Origin of the sequence: Gilliamella sp. CG22 (genome assembly GCF_046635725.1) — a bacterium.
Classification (GTDB): Bacteria; Pseudomonadota; Gammaproteobacteria; order Enterobacterales; family Orbaceae; genus Gilliamella; species Gilliamella apicola_I.
Genome location: NZ_JBIDFK010000015.1, coordinates 19569 through 38744 on the forward strand (window position 1 = coordinate 19569; position 19176 = coordinate 38744).

The following is a 19176-nucleotide window of genomic DNA, read 5'->3' on the forward strand; positions in this document are numbered from 1 at the left end:
TATGCGTGTACTTATTGTTAAAACATCTTCAATGGGTGATGTACTTCATACTTTACCCGCATTAACTGATGCTGCCCGTCATTTACCTAATATGACTTTTGATTGGGTGGTTGAAGAAAATTTTGCGCAAATACCAACATGGCATTTTGCGGTAGATAAAGTGATCCCTGTGGCCATTCGGCGCTGGCGTAAAAACTGGTTCGGTAAATCTATTCGTCAAGAGCGTCACCAATTTATTCAATCACTACTTGAACGGGAATATGACTGTATTATTGATGCGCAAGGATTAATAAAAAGTGCTTTTTTTATCACACGTAAAGCAAAAGGCATTAAGCACGGTTTAGATCGTCATAGCATAAGAGAACCGATTGCCAGTTGGTTTTATGATGTTAAACATTCTGTTCCAAAATCAATGCATGCCGTTGAACGAGTACGACAACTCTTTGCAAAAAGTCTTGGGTACGACCTATCTGGTGACATGGGTGACTATGCAATTGCAAGTCATTTTTTATCAGAATTACCGTCTGACCATGGACAATATTTGATATTTTTACATGCCACTACCAGATATGAAAAACATTGGACAGAAGACGCTTGGCGTCAATTAATACAATTGATAGCGCCAACCGATTTAAAAATTAAATTACCTTGGGGAACGGCGAATGAAATGCAAAGCGCTCAACGCTTAGCACAAGGATTTAATCATGTCGAAGTGCTACCAAAATTGTCTCTTTCTCAAGTGGCGACTGAACTTGCTGGGGCTAAAGCTGTAGTTTCAGTCGATACAGGATTAAGTCATTTAACTGCGGCACTCGATCGCCCAAACATAACTTTATTTGGTCAAACCGATCCGAAATTAATAGGCGGTTATGGTAAAAATCAATTTAGTCTTGTCTCTCCAGATCAAAAAATGCAAACTATCTCAGCAACGAAGGTATATGAGCAATTAGCCCGTTTTTTGTAAAACAGGATAGAATTGAAATAACGTTATTGAAAAAGATTAAAGGAATCGAACTAATGAATAAATATTGTGAGCTCATTCGGGAAAAATATGCTCAAATCGGCAGTAATGAATTAGGCTATGTTGAAGATGCTTTAGGAGCCGTTATGTTGGTTTTAAATGAAGTTACAGCTGATAAACAAGTACCTACTGAACTTAGAGAGAAAGCTGCTTATGCAGCAGCTAACTTATTAATGAGTGACTATGACATTAAATAGCCGTTGGTAAATTGATAATAAAACGTGTCGATTTATCATCTGATTCTACATAAATTGATCCCTTATGGGTTTCAATAATGGATTTAACAATGGCTAGCCCAATACCTGCGCCGGAACTGTCATTACGATGACGTGATTCATCGACACGATAGAATCGGTCAAAAAGATGTGGTAAATGTTTTTTATCAATTTTTTTGCCCGGATTAGAGATAATAATCTTAACCCGTTTTTCACTCATTTGACTTAACGTGATAGTTATGACCTCGTTATTCGGTGTATAACGAATCGCATTAGACAAAATATTACCAATTGCACGCCCTAACATCATTTTATCACCTTGTATGTGAGAACAGTGACCGTCGAGTTGAAAAGTAATATTTTTTTCATCGGTGAGAGGCTCAAAATAATCACACATCATCATAATCATGTTAGTTAGATCAATGTCAATCAAATTAGGCACAAGCTGGCGATTGTCTGCCTGCGCCAAAAATAACATATCCGAAATCATTTGTGACATTTTTTCATATTCTTCTAAATTAGAATATAAAATTTCACGGTACTCATTTGTCGTACGAGCGTTATTGAGTACAATTTGCGTTTGCGTGGTAAGATTAGTAATTGGTGTACGCATCTCATGTGCAATATCGGCAGTAAAATTATGCTGACGAGTAAAAACATCTTCCATACGATTAAGCATGTTATTAAATGCTCTGACCAAGCTTACATATTTAACCGGTACTGACGAGGTTGGAATACGATAATTTAAATTATTTAAACTAATTCTTTCAATCTTCTTGATTAAGCGATTGATTGGTTTTTGAGTATAGTAAATACTGATGAATGAACCGATTAATGCTAACACACAAGAAATAATAATTAGCAGACCTAATCCGTTTCTTAATCGATTAATAAATTCAAGTTGCACATCACGACGAACGGCAACAATCGTAGTGAAGCGTTTACCGTCTTCCCCAATCACCCTTGATGCCGCAATCCGATAAGATGATTTATCTATCGTCTCAATAGAAGTACTGTCATTTTCAATAATCCGTTCTAACTCTTGTGATTTTAGTGCTATCGCTAAGTTGGGGCCTCGAGTGCGATAGACTATTTTCCCCATATCATCAATGATATAAACAAATAAGTGATGATGCCCGGTGAGAATTAGCAATAAATTTTGGATAAATTCATCACGATTATCATTCGGAGAATAATAAGTTAGTTCTCTTTCTATAGAGGTAATAACCGAATTTAATTCGGTCACATTTTGTCTGATTGAAAATTTTTCAAAAGACCGCTCGATCAAATAACTGAAACAATAAAGTAGTCCACATGTTATCAGACAAACAATAATGGGTAACCGAACGGAAATTAATTTACTCTGTTTCATCTAATACATCTATTTTATAACCCATTCCACGCACAGTATGAATAAGTTTAGGTTCGAATCCTGCATCTATTTTGTTACGTAACCGTCTTATGGCTACATCAATCACATTAGTATCGCTATCAAAATTCATATCCCAAACTTGTGAAGCAATTAACGATCGCGGTAACACTTCACCCGGATAACGTAAGAAGTATTCAAGTAATAAAAACTCTTTATTGGTGAGATCGATACGTTTATCTGAACGCGTCACTGTTCGCTTTGGCAAATCCATGACTAAATCAGCAATACTTAATTGATAATTGTTTACTTGCGGCACATTTCGTCTTAATAACGATTTAACTCTCGCTAATAATTCAGCAAATGAAAAAGGCTTCACTAAATAATCGTCGGCACCTAAATTTAATCCTTTAACTTTATCTTCAACACTTCCCATTGCTGTCAGCAATATAATTTGGGTGTCTTTACCCGCTTCACGCAATGACTGAACAATTTTCCAACCAACAATATCCGGTAACATTACATCCAGGATAATTAAATCATAATCTTCTGTCATTGCCCGATGATAGCCATCTAAACCATTTTTGGTTAGGTCAACAATAAAGCCTGATTCAATTAATCCTTGACGAAGGTATTCACCTGTTTTCTGTTCATCTTCAACAACTAACAATTTCATTTTAAATATTTCCTTTGCCAAAGTATCAGGTTATCTAACTTACATAATACTGTTCCTATGATATATGAAAAGTTCAAAAACATTCATGATATTTCCATGACTATTTTGTAATCTACTTGTCATTAATCCGTTTGAATGTGTTTGTTATAGTATCCACACAATGATTCATGAGGCTAGACATTATTGTTTCATTGTTTTATTTCCTTTCATCCATTCCTTGCAATTTAATGCAGCCCTAGTTTATCTAGGGTTTTTTTTTGCTTATAAATCACGATAAGCTCGAATTAATCTCTGAAACAATAAATGATTGACTTTAAAATCTCGGCATTCTAACAAAAATAACTGAATCTGAATATCAAATTCAGTTATTTTTATGCAAAACTACGCCTGTTTCGATGTGTTCTGTATAAGGAAACTGATCAAACAAAGCAAAATGTTTAATCGAGTGCGTTTCTGTCAGTTGCTGTAAATTTTCACACAATGTATGAGGGTTGCAAGAAATATAAATAATGGTTTTATAACTTTTTAAATTATTTAATGTTTCTATGTCTAATCCTGCACGAGGAGGATCAACAAGTACCGTATCACACTGATAGTCATCTAAATTAATTCCTTTCAATCGATTAAATTCTCGTTCTTTTCTTATAGCTGACGTAAACTCTTCAGCCGATAATCGAGCAATAATCAGATTATTAATATGATTGACCGCAATATTATGTTGTGCCGAATAGACCGAAGCTTTGGCAATTTCAGTGGCTAATACCTTTCGGAAATTTCGAGCCAACGCAATTGAAAAATTACCATTTCCACAATAAAACTCTAGCAGGTCACCGGATAAACCTTGGGTGACCGAAGTAGCCCACTCAAGCATTTTAATATTGACGGCTGCATTAGGCTGCGTAAAACTATTTTCAACTTGGCGATAAATCAAATTGTTACCCATAACTGGTAAAACTTCATCAACATAATCAACATCAATAACAATTTTTTGATTACTTGCTCGACCGATAATATGGCAGTTAACACCTTGTTCGGCTAACTGTTGCTTTAATTTTTCAGCTTCTACCCGCCATTCATCGGATAATTTTTTATGATATAAAAGTGTAATAAGCAGTTCACCACTTAATGTCGAAAAATAATCGATTTGAAAAAGCATATGGCGAAGCAAATAATTAGGTTTTAAAAGTGGAATAATTTTTTGCATAGCATCATTAACAAGTGCTGTTGCAATCGGGAAAGTTTCTACTTTTATTCGCTTTTTTGTATTTTTATCGTACATGATATGATAAAGGTCATCTTTATCATGCCATATTCTAAATTCTGCACGCATACGATAATGACTGATTGGAGACGAATAAACGGTTAAATCAGGTAGTGAAAAATGTGATAAAAGCGCTTTTAAATTCGTGACTTTATTTTCAAGCTGTTGTTGATATTTTTCGTTAGAGAAACATTCTGCCATTTTAATTATCAGATTATTAAAAAGTGGTTATAAAAAATTAGTCAATTTGATTTAATGCTATAGACTAAACAGAGATATAAAAATTGATTTTTGCTTAGTATATCACAAAGATTTTAGCCCCATTATTTTATCTATGTTATCATAAACCACTATCAATGGTAAGCCTGATACCACCCAACGTTAACTTTAAGTCACTTGTCATCAAATTTGCATCATGAAATTCAATTTATGCAGTTGGTCAGAATTGACGTTTTTTCTTAATGAATATTACATTCACTTAAATAAGTTATTTTCATTCATTGACATTAATTATCTGGGGATTTACTAAAATTAGCGCATTAAGCTTTCATTTGGTTGAAATGTTGGTATCACCATAGACAATCATTGGTGTGATAATATTGTAGTTATATTGATTGCCGTTATAATGTGTTTTAAATTTCTCGTTATAAAGGTCATTATGACAACGCAAACTTTTTCCGATTTACAAATAGATGATGTATTAATTAACAATCTTAAAGCCCAAAATATTATTACCCCTACCGTAATTCAAGCACAAACGATCCCTGTAGCTTTAGATGGCAAAGATATCTTAGGATCGGCACCAACTGGTACCGGTAAAACACTTGCTTTTTTAATCCCAGCGGTACAACATCTTTTAGACTTTCCGCGTCGAAAACCGGGGCCACCAAGAATTTTAATTTTAACGCCAACGCGTGAGCTTGCAATGCAAATTGCAGAACAGGCAAAAAACTTAACGCAATCAACGCATCTGAGTATTGCGACAATTACTGGTGGTGTCGCTTATATGAATCATGCAGAAGTATTTAGTAAAAACCAAGACATTGTCATTGCCACGACCGGACGACTATTGCAGTATATTAAAGAAGAAAACTTCGACTGCCGAGCGGTGGAAATGTTGATATTAGATGAAGCCGATCGCATGTTAGACATGGGCTTTTCACAAGATGTGGAAACAATTTCTGCCGAAACCCGTTGGCGCAAACAAACCTTACTTTTTTCAGCGACACTGGAAGGTGAAGGTTTATTCAATTTTGCCAGTCGAATTCTCGATCAGCCTGTTGAAATTAATGCGACTCCGTCCCGTAAAGAGCGTAAAAAAATCATCCAATTTTATTATCGTGCTGATGATCTCAATCATAAAGTTGCTTTATTAACCCATCTTCTCAAGCAAGATGAATTTCAAAAAACAATTGTATTTGTTCGAAAACGTGAACGGGTACACGAACTGGTAACTTGGTTACATCAAGCAGGTATAAAAAGTTGTTATTTAGAAGGCGAAATGGTACAAGCAAAACGCAATGAAGCAATAAAAAGAATCAGTAACAACACCGTAAACGTCTTAGTGGCTACTGATGTGGCTGCTCGGGGAATCGATATTGATGATGTTACGCACGTGATCAATTTTGATGCGCCAAAAACAGCAGATGTTTATCTACACCGTATTGGTCGTACAGCAAGAGCAGGTAAAAAAGGTACGGCTATCATGTTAGTTGAAGCGCATGACAATGATCTATTACTGAAAATTGAACGCTATATTCAAGAACCCATAAAATTGAGAACGATTGAAGGATTACGTCCTAAAACTAAAGCACCAAAACCGACTAGCAAGAAAAAACCGTCAAATAAATCAAAATTGAAGCGTGGTGCAAAAAAACAGGATGACACAGCAAAGAAAAAAGTTAAAGTCCGTTTACGTGACACCAAAAATAAAGGTAAACCCAAACACAAATTGAGCGAATCGACTAATTCAAAAGTTTGACATAGTCAGAGCTTATGAAAGCGATTGTTAATAACAACTTGGACAATTTTTATCAGTTGCTATAATACATTCCATCAAGGTTTACAATATTTTTGGTTTTATACAAGGAGAAACACATGACATTAGTCACGCGAAAAGCACCTGATTTTACTTCATCAGCAGTTTTAGGTTCTGGTGAAATTGTAAATAACTTTAATTTAGCTCAGCATATTCAAGGTAAATATGCCGTAGTATTCTTTTGGCCAATGGATTTTACTTTTGTTTGTCCATCAGAAATTATTGCTTTCGATCATCGTCTTGAAGAATTCAAAAAACGTGGTGTTGAAGTTATTGGTGTTTCAATGGACTCAGAATATGTTCATAACGCATGGCGAAACACTCCGCAAGATAAAGGTGGAATTGGCGAAGTTAAATTCCCAATTGTTGCCGATATCAAGCACACTATTATGCAAGCTTATGGTGTTGAACATCCTGAAGCAGGTGTAGCGCTTCGTGCATCATTCTTTATTGATAAAAATGGAATTGTTCGTCACGAGACTATCAATGATTTACCTATAGGGCGTAATATTGATGAAATGATCCGTATTGTTGATGCTTTCCAATTCCATGAAGAACACGGTGAAGTTTGCCCTGCACAATGGACTAAAGGTAAACAAGGTATGCAAGGCAATCCTAATGGTGTTGCAAGCTACTTAAAACAACACGCTAACGAACTTTAATATTCTACTCTATACTGAATAACTTATTGAAAAGATTAACTTTCAATTCAAGTTACTTTGTTAAACCGGAGATGTTCTCCGGTTTTTTTTATTCTTAATTGTTTTCTTAATTCCCTTTTTACTTTGAATAAATTCATTCAATAGTTTTGTGTACATTAACTAGAAGATGAAAAGATTGAAATGAATGTCTATTTAGATAAATTCTGTGACTTGAAACGGATCTTTTATCAATAAAAATACTTTATCAAATTGAGTTATCCAGTTGAAAATAGTTTGCGAACGATTAAAAACAATAATGGAAAATAATTTAACACTTCGTTTTACATTGTCATATGCAGTCCAACCACGCCAACAATAATAATGACCAATCCCAATAAACGCGGTAAATTTTTAGGCTCATTGAATAAAAACATATTGGCAAATACTGCTCCGGATGTGCCAAGTCCAACCCATACAGGGTAAACAATACTCAGTTCAAGATAATGAAGGGAGAAATAAAAAAGAACAAAAGAAACAGAAAATCCGCCCCAATATAAAACTAATCTTATTATTTTTTTTTGTTCAGCATAGAGCTTCAATCCTATTGCCCCTATCACTTCAAAAAATGATGCTGTTAATATTAAAAGCCATCCCATAATAAAATCCTCAATCTGATCTTTGTCGATTAACTATCTGTACGTTTAAGTTGCACAACGCCAATTATGATTAATGCTACAAAAAAGAGTTGCATCATTTTGATTTCTTTACCAAAAAGCACCATATCAATAATCGTTGCCCCAACGGCACCAACGCCGGAAAATATGGCATAAACAGTGCCTGTTGGAATGGTCTTACAGGCATTAGTTAAAAATGTAAAATCGACAATAATTAATGTGATAATAATCATCCAATGCCAATACTCCGTTGCAACACTAAATCCTAAAATCCAACATAATTCAAAAAAGCAGGTCAATATAACAAATCCCCACTCTTTATTAATGCTAAACATAGCTACCTCACTGCTATCATTTTACTTATTGCTTGATTTTGCTTTTTCTACCGATGTTTATATCGTTGAAAAATAAGATGGTTCGCAAACATGAAGGTTTGCCACCGAAAGATCAACATGTTAATGCAGAAAAACTACGTGGTTTAAGATTAAACTAACTTAAGTCGCACTAAAACATTTTGATATATCATTACTAGTTTACTTAGCTTATTCTTATTCAATTCTATAATGAAGATACAAAATTGGCAAGGCTAACCCTGATTATTCGCTATATTTCAGTGTTTCATTAAAAAATTGAAGATAAGTTGATTGAAACGGTTTAAACAGATATGAATAAATGTTTAAGTACACAATTACACGTAAATTTACTTCCCTATATAAAAGGAAGTAAACTTCTAACGTAATGATTATAAAGACTGTAAATAGTTTGCTATATCTTCTATTGTCACGACAGGCAATTGATGCTTTTTAGCGAACTCAACCACTTGGGGCGCTCTTGCCATTGAACCATCATCATTCGTTAATTCGCAAATCACAGCGGCAGGTTTCAATCCAGCTAGCTTGACCAAATCAACCGATGCTTCAGTGTGTCCTCGACGAGCAAGTACTCCGCCTTCTTTTGCTACCAGTGGAAAAACATGACCAGGATGATTTAAGTCACTGGGTTTAGCTTCATCGGCTACGGCAGCTTTAATCGTGGTAACGCGATCTGCCGCTGATACGCCAGTTGACACACCCTTTGCCGCTTCAATTGAAATAGTAAAGGCAGTATGATTTTTACTGGTATTGTTTGCCACCATCATGGGAAGATTCAATTTTTCACATTGTTCTTTTGGCATACATAAGCAAACGATTCCACTTCCATAACGAATTGTCAGTGCCATTTGTTCTGTCGTTATGGTTTGCGCTGCCCAAATAATATCACCTTCATTTTCCCGATCTTCATCATCTAAAACTAACACGCCTTGCCCTGCTTGAATCGATGCAATCGCTTTTTTGACACGTTCTGATGGGGTTCCAAATTCATTTAAATTAAACTGATTCATGGTAAATACCTAGGTCCTTTTTTAATATATTTATTATTTTTCTAAATTATCTTGGTATTCCAAATTAATACTCATCAATCGTATTTTATGCATTGCCAAGCTAATTTAATTAAAAATAAACTTAATACCAGAATCAGGGCTGTGCTTGACCATAGTGATATTGCTAAAAAGTAAACTATGCAACTAATAGCAAATTAAGAAAAGATAAGCAACTCTCTTTTATCCAGACTTTCACTGTCGGCTTTGGAATTTCACCAAATCTGCTAGACCTTAATACCTATTAATCATCTTCAAATTCACTTCAAATCATTTCGCACAACAATGAAATTAATTTTAGCTATTTGAAATATTGACTGACTAAAATATTAAGCGCTCGTGGGCTATACCACCGGTGGGGACTTGCACCCCGCCCTGAGAATTTTGTTAGTAAACTAACTCTCAACACTATAATACAAATCTAGTAAAAAGACACGGATATTTTGAAAGGAAAATATTGCCGCATTGTGCGGCAATATTAAGTTTTAAAAAGATTTAATGCATGCGAGTTTCACGCAATCGACGACGTTCAGATTTACGCATCCATAACCACGAAATAAATCCAATAATGCCAACAATTAACAAAATAATTGTGGCAAGTGCATTAACTTGAGGATCCACACCTAAGCGAACTTTGGAGAAGATCAGTTTAGGTAATGTCATCGCACCTGGCCCGGTCACAAAATTAGCAATAACCACATCGTCAAGTGATAATGTGAATGCAAGCAACCACCCTGACACTAATGCCGGCGCAATCATTGGTAAAGTAATCACGAAAAAGACTTTTAATGGATTTGCGCCTAAATCTAATGCAGCTTCTTCAATGGATTTATCCAACTCTCGTAACCGTGCGCTAATAACGACGGTGACATAAGCTGTACAAAATGTAGTATGAGCCATCCAAATCGTGATCGCCCCCCGATCTTTTGGCCAACCCAGTACCTGCCCCATTCCTACAAAGAGCAATAGCAAAGCTAAACCCGTTATTACATCAGGCATAACCAAAGGTGCTGTTGTCATAAAAGAAAACAGATTTGACCCACGAAAACGCCTAAAACGGATAATGGCAAAAGCAGCTAAAGTACCAAGTACAATCGCAAATGTTGCTGCACAAGCTGCGATAGTTAAACTTAAACCAACCGCCTTGAGTAAAGTTTGATTATGAATCAATTCAACGTACCATTTGGTTGAAAATTCTGCCCAAACAGTCACCAAACGTGAACTATTAAATGAATAAACAATCAAAATAATCATTGGGATATATAAAAAAGAGAATACCGCCAATAATATAAGCCCTTTTAAACATCGGCAAGCTAACGCTAATGTAATAATTAGCGTGGCAATCAGGCTAAAAACAAAACAGCCCACGTAAACACTGCCATTTGTAATAAGTTCAAATCCCGATGATGAAATTAAAAGCGTTAATATAATTGAACCGATCAACAATGACACAAAGACAATCAAAGCTGAACGTAGGATAATTGGTAAATTGTTCATCTATTTACCTCCCATTTGTCGATTTTGGAATTTGTTGAAATAATAAATCGGCACAATCAATATTAACAACATCACCGATGCAACCGCTGAAGCGGCAGGCCAATCATGATTATTAAAGAATTCTGTCCATAACTGAGTACCTATCATGATTCCTTCTGACGGCCCCAATAATTCAGGAATAACATATTCACCAACGGCAGGAATAAACACTAACATTCCCCCTGCAATTACTCCATTTTTTGTCAATGGTACAATGATTTGAAAGAATGTTTTAATCGGTTTACAGCCTAAATCTAACGACGCTTCAATTAGCGTTGAATCAACTTTGATTAACGATGTATAAATCGGTAAAACGACAAAAGGCAAATAAGAATACACAATTCCTATATACACAGCGGAATAGGTTTTCATAATGATTAACGGCTGATCGATAACGCCTAACCACATTAAAAAATGATTTAAAAGCCCATTAGGATTTAAAATACCTATCCACGCATAAACACGAATCAAAAAGGATGTCCATGACGGTAAAATAATCAGTAAAAGCAAAATATTTCGCGTTGACGGTTTACATTGCGAAATAGCCCAAGCTAGTGGGTAACCAATTAAAATACATAATAAAGTTGATATAGCCGCAATTTTTAATGATTGCAAATAAGAATCAAAATAGATGGTATCACTCAATAAATTGAGATAATTACCAAAATTTAAGGTTATATTGAGCAATCCATCGTCAAAGCTAAATAAATCCGTATACGGCGGAACAGCGGATGCTATTTCGGAAAAACTGATTCTAAAAACAATTAAAAATGGTAATAAAAACAGTAGCAGCATCCATAAATATGGAATAGCAATGACTGTTAAACGACCATAAAGCGTCATCAAATCTGTATCATCAGGCTGTTTTTTAATTTTCTTAATTGCAAAATAAATAGCAACTAAACCAGCAGGTATAAATAGAATACTGCCAGCAATAATCATTCGATAAGCAAGTCTAGAAGGCTTGTAATTTGCTAAAAACAAACCAAAACATGACATTAAAAAACTTAATACTAATGCAGTAAATAGCGCATCTAAAAATAAGTTATCAAATGCATCTGTGGTGACAAAACGCCAATAAACACAGAGCAAGACAAATGCATTTAATACTACACTCCAAAAAATGGAACGCATCGTTATATCCTCTTTTGTTTATTCGGTAAGTACCACACAGCTATCAACTTCCCAACTTAGGTTAACTATATCTCCCCAAGTAGGCATTCCTTTTCGATAACGGTGCTCATTTTGTAGTTGTGCAATGATAATTTGCCCACTTGATAACTTAACATGATATATTGATAAATCACCTAAATAGGCAATTTCAACTACTTCACCTGTTGCAACGTTATAACCGTCTTCTGGAATGTCGTCACATAATTTGATTTTTTCCGGTCGAAGCGCAACTTGAATTGGCACACCTTCAACCGCTGGTGAATCGTAATCAACTTTTATTGGATGTTTTATCATTGGACAGCTAATAATCAATCCGTCTTCAAGTGTTTCTTGTAAAATGCCATCAAACACATTTACCGATCCAATAAACTCAGCACTATAACGACTGTTTGGATGTTCATAAATTTCTTCAGGCTCACCAATTTGAACAAATTGACCTTTATTCATAATGGCAATACGACCAGCCATGGTCATGGCTTCTTCTTGATCATGGGTAACCATAACACAAGTTGCCCCTACTTGTTCTAAAATACTGACAACTTCAAGTTGCATACGATCACGCAGTTGCTTATCTAACGCTCCCATCGGTTCGTCAAGAAGCAATAATTTTGGACGTTTTGCTAAACTACGTGCTAACGCTACGCGTTGTCTTTGACCACCAGATAATTGATGTGGCTTACGTTTTCCAAATTGTTCCATATGCACAAGCGCAAGCATTTCTTCAACACGGTGTTTGATCTCTTTATTGTCTAATCTATCTTGCTTTAAACCAAAAGCAATATTTTGCTCAACCGTCATGTGAGGAAAGAGAGCATACGATTGAAACATCATATTGATTGGACGATTATAAGGCGGAACTTGCGACAAATCTTTACCATCTAAAATAATTTGCCCAGATGTTGGTTGTTCAAATCCTGCTAACATTCGTAATAGGGTCGATTTACCACTACCTGAAGCACCAAGCAAAGCGAAAATTTCACCGGTGTAGATAGTGAGATTAATATCATCAACAGCATAATAATCATCATTAAACACTTTGGTTAAATTTTTGATCTCCAATAATGGCGTAACCATCTTTTTTTTAGGCTGAACCTGAATTGTTGTTTTATTATTCACTCTTTTTTCCTCATAACAACAAGCCATAAAAAACGAAACGGAAAGATTAAATCAATCTCTCCGTCTATAATAAATAACACTTAATAATCAATTATTTGTTAAAACTTTATCGACCAGTTTTAAGTTTTGTCCACGTACGAGTAATCACGCGTTCAAGTTTAGGTTCTTTAACTTTTAATGTAAACAATTTTTCCATGACTTCAGGTGATGGATAAACCGCAGGATCGTTTTTAATTTCCGGTTTAACAAAATTGTCATTTGCGACTTTATTGGCACTCGCAAAATTAACATCATTCGTCACTTGTGCAGCGATTTCTGGCTTCATGATAAAGTTTAAAAATTCATGGGCTTCATCAACATTAGCCGCATCTTTTGGAATCGCAAAAGTATCAAAAAAGACTAACGCCCCTTCTTTAGGTATTTGATAACCAATATGGACACCATTTTTAGCCTCATTTGCGCGATCTCGTGCTTGCAAAATATCGCCAGACCAACCTAAAATGACACAAATGTCACCATTAGCAAGGTCGGTTATATATTGAGATGAATGAAAATAACGAATATTCGGTCTTACTTTTGCTAAAAGATCATAAGCCGCACCAGTATAATCTTTGGCATCAGTGCTATTAGGATCTTTACCTAAATATTGTAACGCACTGGCAAAAATTTCAGTAGGCGCATCTAAAAATGCAACACCACAATCTTTAAGTTTTTCCATGTTTTCAGGTTTAAAGACTAAATCCCAACTATTAACTGGGGCATCTTCACCTAAACGCTCTTTGACTTTATCGATATTATAACCGATACCCGTTGTCATCCAGACATAAGGAATAGCATAAGTATTATCTGGGTCATGGGTCGCCATTAGTTTCATTAAGTTAGGATCAAGATTTTTCCAATTCGGTAATTTACTTTTATCTAATGGAAGATAAATACCTGACTTAATCTGTCTTGCTAAAAAGCTATCAGAAGGTGAAACAACATCAAAGCCGGAATGCCCCGCCATGAGTTTTCCTTCAAGTGCTTCATTAGAGTCATAAACATCATAAACAAGTTTAATACCTGTTGATTTTTCAAAATCATTAATGGTTTCATGACCAATTTGACCTGCCCAATTATAAAAATGTACGACACGCTCTTTAGCAATAGCAGATTGAGATAACGCTAGTGTGACACCAGCAAGAATTGAAAGAATTGTTTTACGTTGAGTAAACATGCTCACCACTTCTCCTCTAGTAATAGGGATATTACATGTTAAACACAAGCCCACTGAATCAAAACAATGGACCCCCAAATTTTACCAAAAACCTGTTAAAAAACATAGCCTGGCGAAACCGAGGTAAGCAAGCAAATTATTTATTATTATATTGATAAAAATAAATGGTTAGCTTAGCATTACGTGGCATAAAATACCTTTTTTTTCAAAGAAGTCTACATAAAATGTAAAATAACTTAAGATTTGAGATTGAGTGACGATATTTTGTTCACTCAACCCTTTTTAACGATACTAAAAATAGATAACGCCAATAGCGTCCTTTCCAATTTTATTCAGCTTTGGCTGGTAGAATTTTGGCATCAGGTTGCCAAACACGATACTTAATTTGGAAATCATTTGGTGCATAAATGACAATTGGTAAGCGACTATTATAGTCTAACCAACCCAAATTATGATGAAGAGTAACAAACTGATTTTTATTAGAACCTGCCGGGCAAGCCATCATGGTTGATAGAACACCGTTACCGGCTTCTACAACATAATAAGAATAACCCCAACCTTTTAATTCTTCCTCTTTAACTGTCCCTGCCAAACGTTGAGAATTACAATCAACATTCATTTCTTTGCCAATTAGTAATTCAATACGAGCATTATTCTCATCAGGCAATGCAGGTAGATTTATTGCAAAACGGGTGTAACCAGCTTTCGCTTCAGGATAAGGTGCAATGTCATTCACATTTTGCACTGTTTCTGGCAATTTAGTTTTTTCAGCACAAGCAAATAAAGATACGCCCATTAAGGCTACCAATATTATTTTTTTCATTTTTTTGTCTCCTGTAAAAATAGGTTCATTAATATTGCATGATATGCTTTTTAAATGATAATGCGTATAATAGCATTATATTTACTATTTACTATGGTTATAAAATGCCTAAAGAAAAAAATACTAATGATTTATTAAAATTAATTCTTAATCTGCTATTAATTGGATTATTTATCATCATTACTTATCGGATTGTTGAACCTTTTTTGTTTGGATTCTTCTGGGCGGTCATGGTCGTGATTGCAACTTGGCCACTTATGATTAAAATTCAAAACAAACTTTTCCATAAACGCTGGTTATCTTTGTTGGTTATGGCATTAATTTTAGCCTTTGTTTGTGTCATTCCTTTTCTTCTCATTATTAGTAGTGTAGCACAAAATGGACACTATCTGATTGAATGGGCAAAATCACTATCTCATCACGAGTTACCCACTCTTGATTGGCTAAATAGTATTCCAATGTTTGGTGAGGAATTACATCAAAAATGGTTAGAGCTGATCAAAACCGATGGTTCAGATTTAATGAGCAATGTTCAACCCTATATTGGCACTATGATTAAGTGGTTGATCGAGCAAGTAACTAATTTAGGTATTTTCATTTTCCATGCTGGTGTCATGATTATTTTTAGCCTGTTACTTTTCTTAAAAGGTGAAAGTATTACCAAATATGTTTATGTATTTGCTAATCGACTCTCTAAACAATATGGCGAAACAACCGTCACCTTAGCAGGCCAATCAATTCGTGCAGTCGCATTAGGCGTAGTGGTAACCGCCATTACTTTAGCTTTAATTGGTGGTTTAAGCTTTGTGTTAACGAATATGCCGTTAGCGGGTCTATTAACTTTAGTACTATTTATTTGTTGTGTTGCCCAAATTGGGCCAGTTGTCGTCATGCTTGGTTGTATTATTTGGCAATTTTGGAGTGGTCATACGGCTTCAGGTATTATCTTAATTGTCGTCGCAATAATACTGACGACACTTGATAGTGTTATGCGTGCTTATTTAATCAAAAAAGGCGCTGATTTACCTTTTTTACTTATTCTATTTGGTGTTATTGGTGGATTACTCGGATTTGGTATTATGGGATTATTCATCGGGCCAGTCGTATTAGCCTTAACCTATAAAATTATTCAGACATGGGTTGATGAACAATCTTAAACAATTTATTATCATCCCGAAAATAAGATTTTATAACGTTGTGACTAAATACATTAACAAATGTTGTATAAAAAGGAGAATTATTTTCTGATATAATTCGTATTACTCAACGATATGCGTCAGTTAAAATGATATAGAAATCATGCGAATACCATTTATAAAATATAATCACCAAAAACAGCTTGATGAATTAGCAAAAATTTCTCAACATGCCGATCAATACCGTATTATATATAATCCTACAGACTATCGGCTTGCTTTGCTTGATGCAATTAAACATGCCAAGGAACGCATCTATATTGTTGCGTTATATTTAGAGCAAGATGAAGCAGGAAAAGAATTTCTTAAAGAATTATATAATGTTAAGCAACAAAATCCCAATTTAGATATAAAAATCTTTGTCGATTGGCATCGAGCACAACGCGGTAGGATTGGTGAAGACAAAAGTCAAACTAATGCAAAATATTATTACCAATTAAAACAAGAAAATCCTCAAGTTGATATTCCTATTTATGGTGTGCCTGTTAATCGCCGTGAAGTGCTGGGCGTTCTTCACCTTAAAGGGTTTATTATCGATGATACCGTGATTTATAGCGGTGCAAGTATAAATAACGTCTATTTACATAAGCTGGATAAATATCGCTACGACCGCTACCACTTTATTACCAATAAAGTACTCGCCGATAGTATGGTGAACTATATTAATGACAATTTTTTACCTTTTAGCGGATTACAACGGCTGGATGGTGAAAACCATAAAACCAGAAAACAACTAAAAGCTGAGATTAAAGCCCTTCGTCAACATTTAATGAATGCAAAATATCATTATACGGGTGATGCCGATAATCAATCCCTTTCAGTATCCCCTATTTCAGGTTTAGGCCGTAATAACTCATTAAATAGAACGATACATCACCTAATTAATGTTACTCAGCAAAAAATTATCTTTTGTACCCCTTATTTCAACTTACCTAATATTTTAGTACGTGACATTATTCGCTTGTTGCGCAAAGGTAAACAAGTAGAAATTATAATCGGTGACAAAATCGCCAATGATTTCTATATTCCAGAAGATAAACCTTTCAATATTTCAGGTGGGTTACCTTATTTATATGAAATTAACTTAAGAAAATTTATCGAACGACTGCAACCTTTTATTGATAAAGAACAACTCATTATTCGATTATGGAAAGATGGCGAACAAACTTATCATCTTAAAGGTATTTGGGTCGATAAAAAATGGGTATTAATTACGGGTAATAATCTTAACCCAAGGGCATGGCGATTAGATCTTGAAAATGGTATTTTAATTCATGATCCTAAACAAGAATTGCAAGATCAGTTTGATAAAGAACTTGATACAATCAGAGAAAAAACCACATTGGTGACACATTTTCAACAAATTCAAGCCAGCCAGTTTTACCCACCTCACGTACATAAGTTAATTAAAAGATTAACTCGCATACGTGTTGATCGGATCATAAAACGCTTATTATAAAACGAAAATAAATGATAGGCTGTGAGTAAATCGTCAACTAAAATAAGCTATAGAGAATAAAATTGACTAGTTATTAAAGATAGTAACAACTGTTCTTAGTCAAATTTCATCTCTATAGCTTTAAAAATTTAACGAAATAATATTTATTCAGGGCTATTTTTTTGCAAACTTAAAACCGTTCGGCCATTTGAAGCACTAATTGCAAAAATATCAATCGTTCTAAGCACAATGCGTCTAAACGGCTGTTATCTTAGTATTTTTAGAAGCATAGCAATTATACAAAGAATATTGCTTGATTTTTCAATAATTAAACAATAACACAATCATTCATCACAGTATCTACAGGCTGACCATTAATATAAAAAAAAAAAACCGACAACATCACCAAGTCCAATCCAAGCAATACCAGCTCTAACAGTTAATGCTAGTCTATCTTGTATAACTTATTTTCGTAAAATGGTTTATCCTTGTGCATACAGGGAACACGTGCATTTAGCTAAATAAACATTGGGTACATACGGTTTATCCCTGTGTATACAGAGAACACGCGTCCGCCACTAAAACTAACTACGTGTTTCGATGGTTTATCCCTGTGTATACAGGGAACACGTGCTAATAATCAAGAATTGTATCCAAAACCGCGGTTTATCCCTGTGTATACAGGGAACACTATTTTTCAAACAGCCACTTGCCGCTGGATTGCGGTTTATCCCTGTGTATACAGGGAACACCCTAATTATAACCTATTGTTTATTAATTAAAATAGCAAAGTGTAAAATTCTACCAACTTTTTTGTTGTTTTTTTAGGCGATCTGCTTTGTTAGCCTTCTAAAATATAATTTATTATTTATCATATAGTTAGTTACTTTCCAAATGCTATTTTAGGCATTTCATCTTTTTACAACTTTCTTGCGTACCAGCCTATTTTTGCCTACAGCCTGACTTGTCTTGTTTCATTAATTGGTCATGACTAATTGCCATGTATCATCTTCCTTTTGTGCCCTCGCCTTATTTTTACTTAACTAATGGGCTATCCCATTAATTCACTTAGCAAATCTAAGCGATAAATAATCAGTTAGTGTTTAAAAGTATGTTCAATAATTTTACGGATGAAGGGGTTGTACTTTAGCAACTAAATACACGGTCGCTATATTTTCAATCGTTTAAAAATTAACAATTGATGATTAAACCGAATATAAAGAAATTATACCTAGATTCAAAGAGCCAGAAATAAACTCATTATTCTAAATCTTATCGGTTATTGCTTATGCAATACCATTTGATTAATGATTTATAATTAGAATTTGTTTGTTGAGATTAAAAAAATAACGGGTAATCATTTCCA

The 19176-nt window shown here is 34.7% G+C and carries 16 protein-coding genes, 1 pseudogene, 1 CRISPR repeat array and 1 riboswitch; of the genes and pseudogenes, 6 read left to right on the forward strand and 11 right to left on the reverse strand.

Annotated features, from left to right (window positions below):
• Position 1 precedes the first annotated feature (1 nt).
• Together rfaC and ACGH46_RS10580 are read left to right on the forward strand one after the other, a co-directional pair.
• On the forward strand, positions 2-964 hold the full coding sequence (gene rfaC, locus ACGH46_RS10575) for a lipopolysaccharide heptosyltransferase RfaC (RefSeq protein ID WP_411605582.1): 963 nt from the start codon (positions 2-4) through the stop codon (positions 962-964).
• Positions 965-1017: 53 nt separating this feature from the next.
• Positions 1018-1218: a YaeP family protein gene (locus ACGH46_RS10580; protein WP_411590922.1), complete on the forward strand. Its 201-nt coding sequence runs from the start codon at positions 1018-1020 to the stop codon at positions 1216-1218.
• Here ACGH46_RS10580 and ACGH46_RS10585 read toward each other — a convergent pair.
• The 3 genes from ACGH46_RS10585 to trmA all read right to left on the reverse strand — a co-directional run bounded on the left by ACGH46_RS10585 (position 1211) and on the right by trmA (position 4743).
• Positions 1211-2608 (reverse strand): heavy metal sensor histidine kinase, encoded by a 1398-nt coding sequence (locus tag ACGH46_RS10585; RefSeq protein WP_411605584.1) that lies wholly within the window; start codon positions 2606-2608, stop codon positions 1211-1213. The genes ACGH46_RS10580 and ACGH46_RS10585 overlap by 8 nt on opposite strands.
• Positions 2595-3281 carry a heavy metal response regulator transcription factor gene (locus ACGH46_RS10590; protein ID WP_065559449.1) on the reverse strand — a complete coding sequence of 229 codons (687 nt, stop codon included), beginning with the start codon at positions 3279-3281 and terminating at the stop codon, positions 2595-2597. Before ACGH46_RS10590 ends, ACGH46_RS10585 begins: the two co-directional genes overlap by 14 nt.
• 361 nt (positions 3282-3642) lie before the next feature.
• Entirely contained in the window at positions 3643-4743 is a 1101-nt protein-coding gene (gene trmA / locus ACGH46_RS10595) for a tRNA (uridine(54)-C5)-methyltransferase TrmA (protein ID WP_411605586.1), read from the reverse strand.
• 457 nt (positions 4744-5200) lie between these two features.
• Here trmA and srmB point away from each other — a divergent pair, with 457 nt between their 5' ends.
• Entirely contained in the window at positions 5201-6523 is a 1323-nt protein-coding gene (gene srmB, locus ACGH46_RS10600) for an ATP-dependent RNA helicase SrmB (RefSeq protein WP_411605588.1), read from the forward strand.
• A gap of 116 nt (positions 6524-6639) precedes the next feature.
• Complete coding sequence (locus ACGH46_RS10605; RefSeq protein ID WP_065559446.1) at positions 6640-7242, forward strand: peroxiredoxin C; 603 nt, start codon at positions 6640-6642, stop codon at positions 7240-7242.
• A gap of 320 nt (positions 7243-7562) precedes the next feature.
• On the opposite strand, the gene ACGH46_RS10610 is transcribed toward ACGH46_RS10605, so the two are convergent.
• The 8 genes and pseudogenes from ACGH46_RS10610 to eco form a co-directional block, all read right to left on the reverse strand.
• Entirely contained in the window at positions 7563-7877 is a 315-nt protein-coding gene (locus ACGH46_RS10610; RefSeq protein WP_411605589.1) for a DMT family transporter, read from the reverse strand.
• A gap of 29 nt (positions 7878-7906) precedes the next feature.
• Complete coding sequence (locus ACGH46_RS10615; protein ID WP_267350683.1) at positions 7907-8230, reverse strand: DMT family transporter; 324 nt, start codon at positions 8228-8230, stop codon at positions 7907-7909.
• A gap of 407 nt (positions 8231-8637) precedes the next feature.
• The gene (ribB, locus tag ACGH46_RS10620) at positions 8638-9276 is read right to left on the reverse strand and encodes a 3,4-dihydroxy-2-butanone-4-phosphate synthase (RefSeq protein ID WP_267350682.1); all 639 of its coding nucleotides are present in this window, start codon (positions 9274-9276) and stop codon (positions 8638-8640) included.
• A gap of 207 nt (positions 9277-9483) precedes the next feature.
• A riboswitch (FMN riboswitch) is annotated at positions 9484-9699 on the reverse strand.
• 108 nt (positions 9700-9807) lie between these two features.
• Positions 9808-10566, reverse strand: a complete 759-nt coding sequence (locus ACGH46_RS10625) for an ABC transporter permease subunit (protein WP_411590935.1) — start codon at positions 10564-10566, stop codon at positions 9808-9810.
• A 243-nt stretch (positions 10567-10809) separates the two neighbouring features.
• Positions 10810-11679, reverse strand: a pseudogene (potH, locus tag ACGH46_RS10630) (putrescine ABC transporter permease PotH); the annotation flags it as partial.
• A 321-nt stretch (positions 11680-12000) separates the two neighbouring features.
• Positions 12001-13095, reverse strand: a complete 1095-nt coding sequence (gene potG / locus ACGH46_RS10635) for a putrescine ABC transporter ATP-binding subunit PotG (RefSeq protein ID WP_065559507.1) — start codon at positions 13093-13095, stop codon at positions 12001-12003.
• A gap of 148 nt (positions 13096-13243) precedes the next feature.
• On the reverse strand, positions 13244-14353 hold the full coding sequence (locus tag ACGH46_RS10640) for an extracellular solute-binding protein (protein ID WP_411605594.1): 1110 nt from the start codon (positions 14351-14353) through the stop codon (positions 13244-13246).
• Positions 14354-14681: 328 nt separating this feature from the next.
• Positions 14682-15176, reverse strand: a complete 495-nt coding sequence (gene eco / locus ACGH46_RS10645) for a serine protease inhibitor ecotin (protein WP_065559441.1) — start codon at positions 15174-15176, stop codon at positions 14682-14684.
• A 104-nt stretch (positions 15177-15280) separates the two neighbouring features.
• Between eco and ydiK the strand changes: the two genes are divergently transcribed.
• Entirely contained in the window at positions 15281-16333 is a 1053-nt protein-coding gene (gene ydiK / locus ACGH46_RS10650; protein WP_411605592.1) for an AI-2E family transporter YdiK, read from the forward strand.
• A gap of 142 nt (positions 16334-16475) precedes the next feature.
• Complete coding sequence (gene pssA, locus ACGH46_RS10655) at positions 16476-17831, forward strand: CDP-diacylglycerol--serine O-phosphatidyltransferase (RefSeq protein ID WP_267350672.1); 1356 nt, start codon at positions 16476-16478, stop codon at positions 17829-17831.
• Positions 17832-18289: 458 nt separating this feature from the next.
• A CRISPR array of direct repeats spans positions 18290-18562; the repeat unit is 28 nt; unit sequence GGTTTATCCCTGTGTATACAGGGAACAC.
• Positions 18563-19176: the final 614 nt, after the last annotated feature.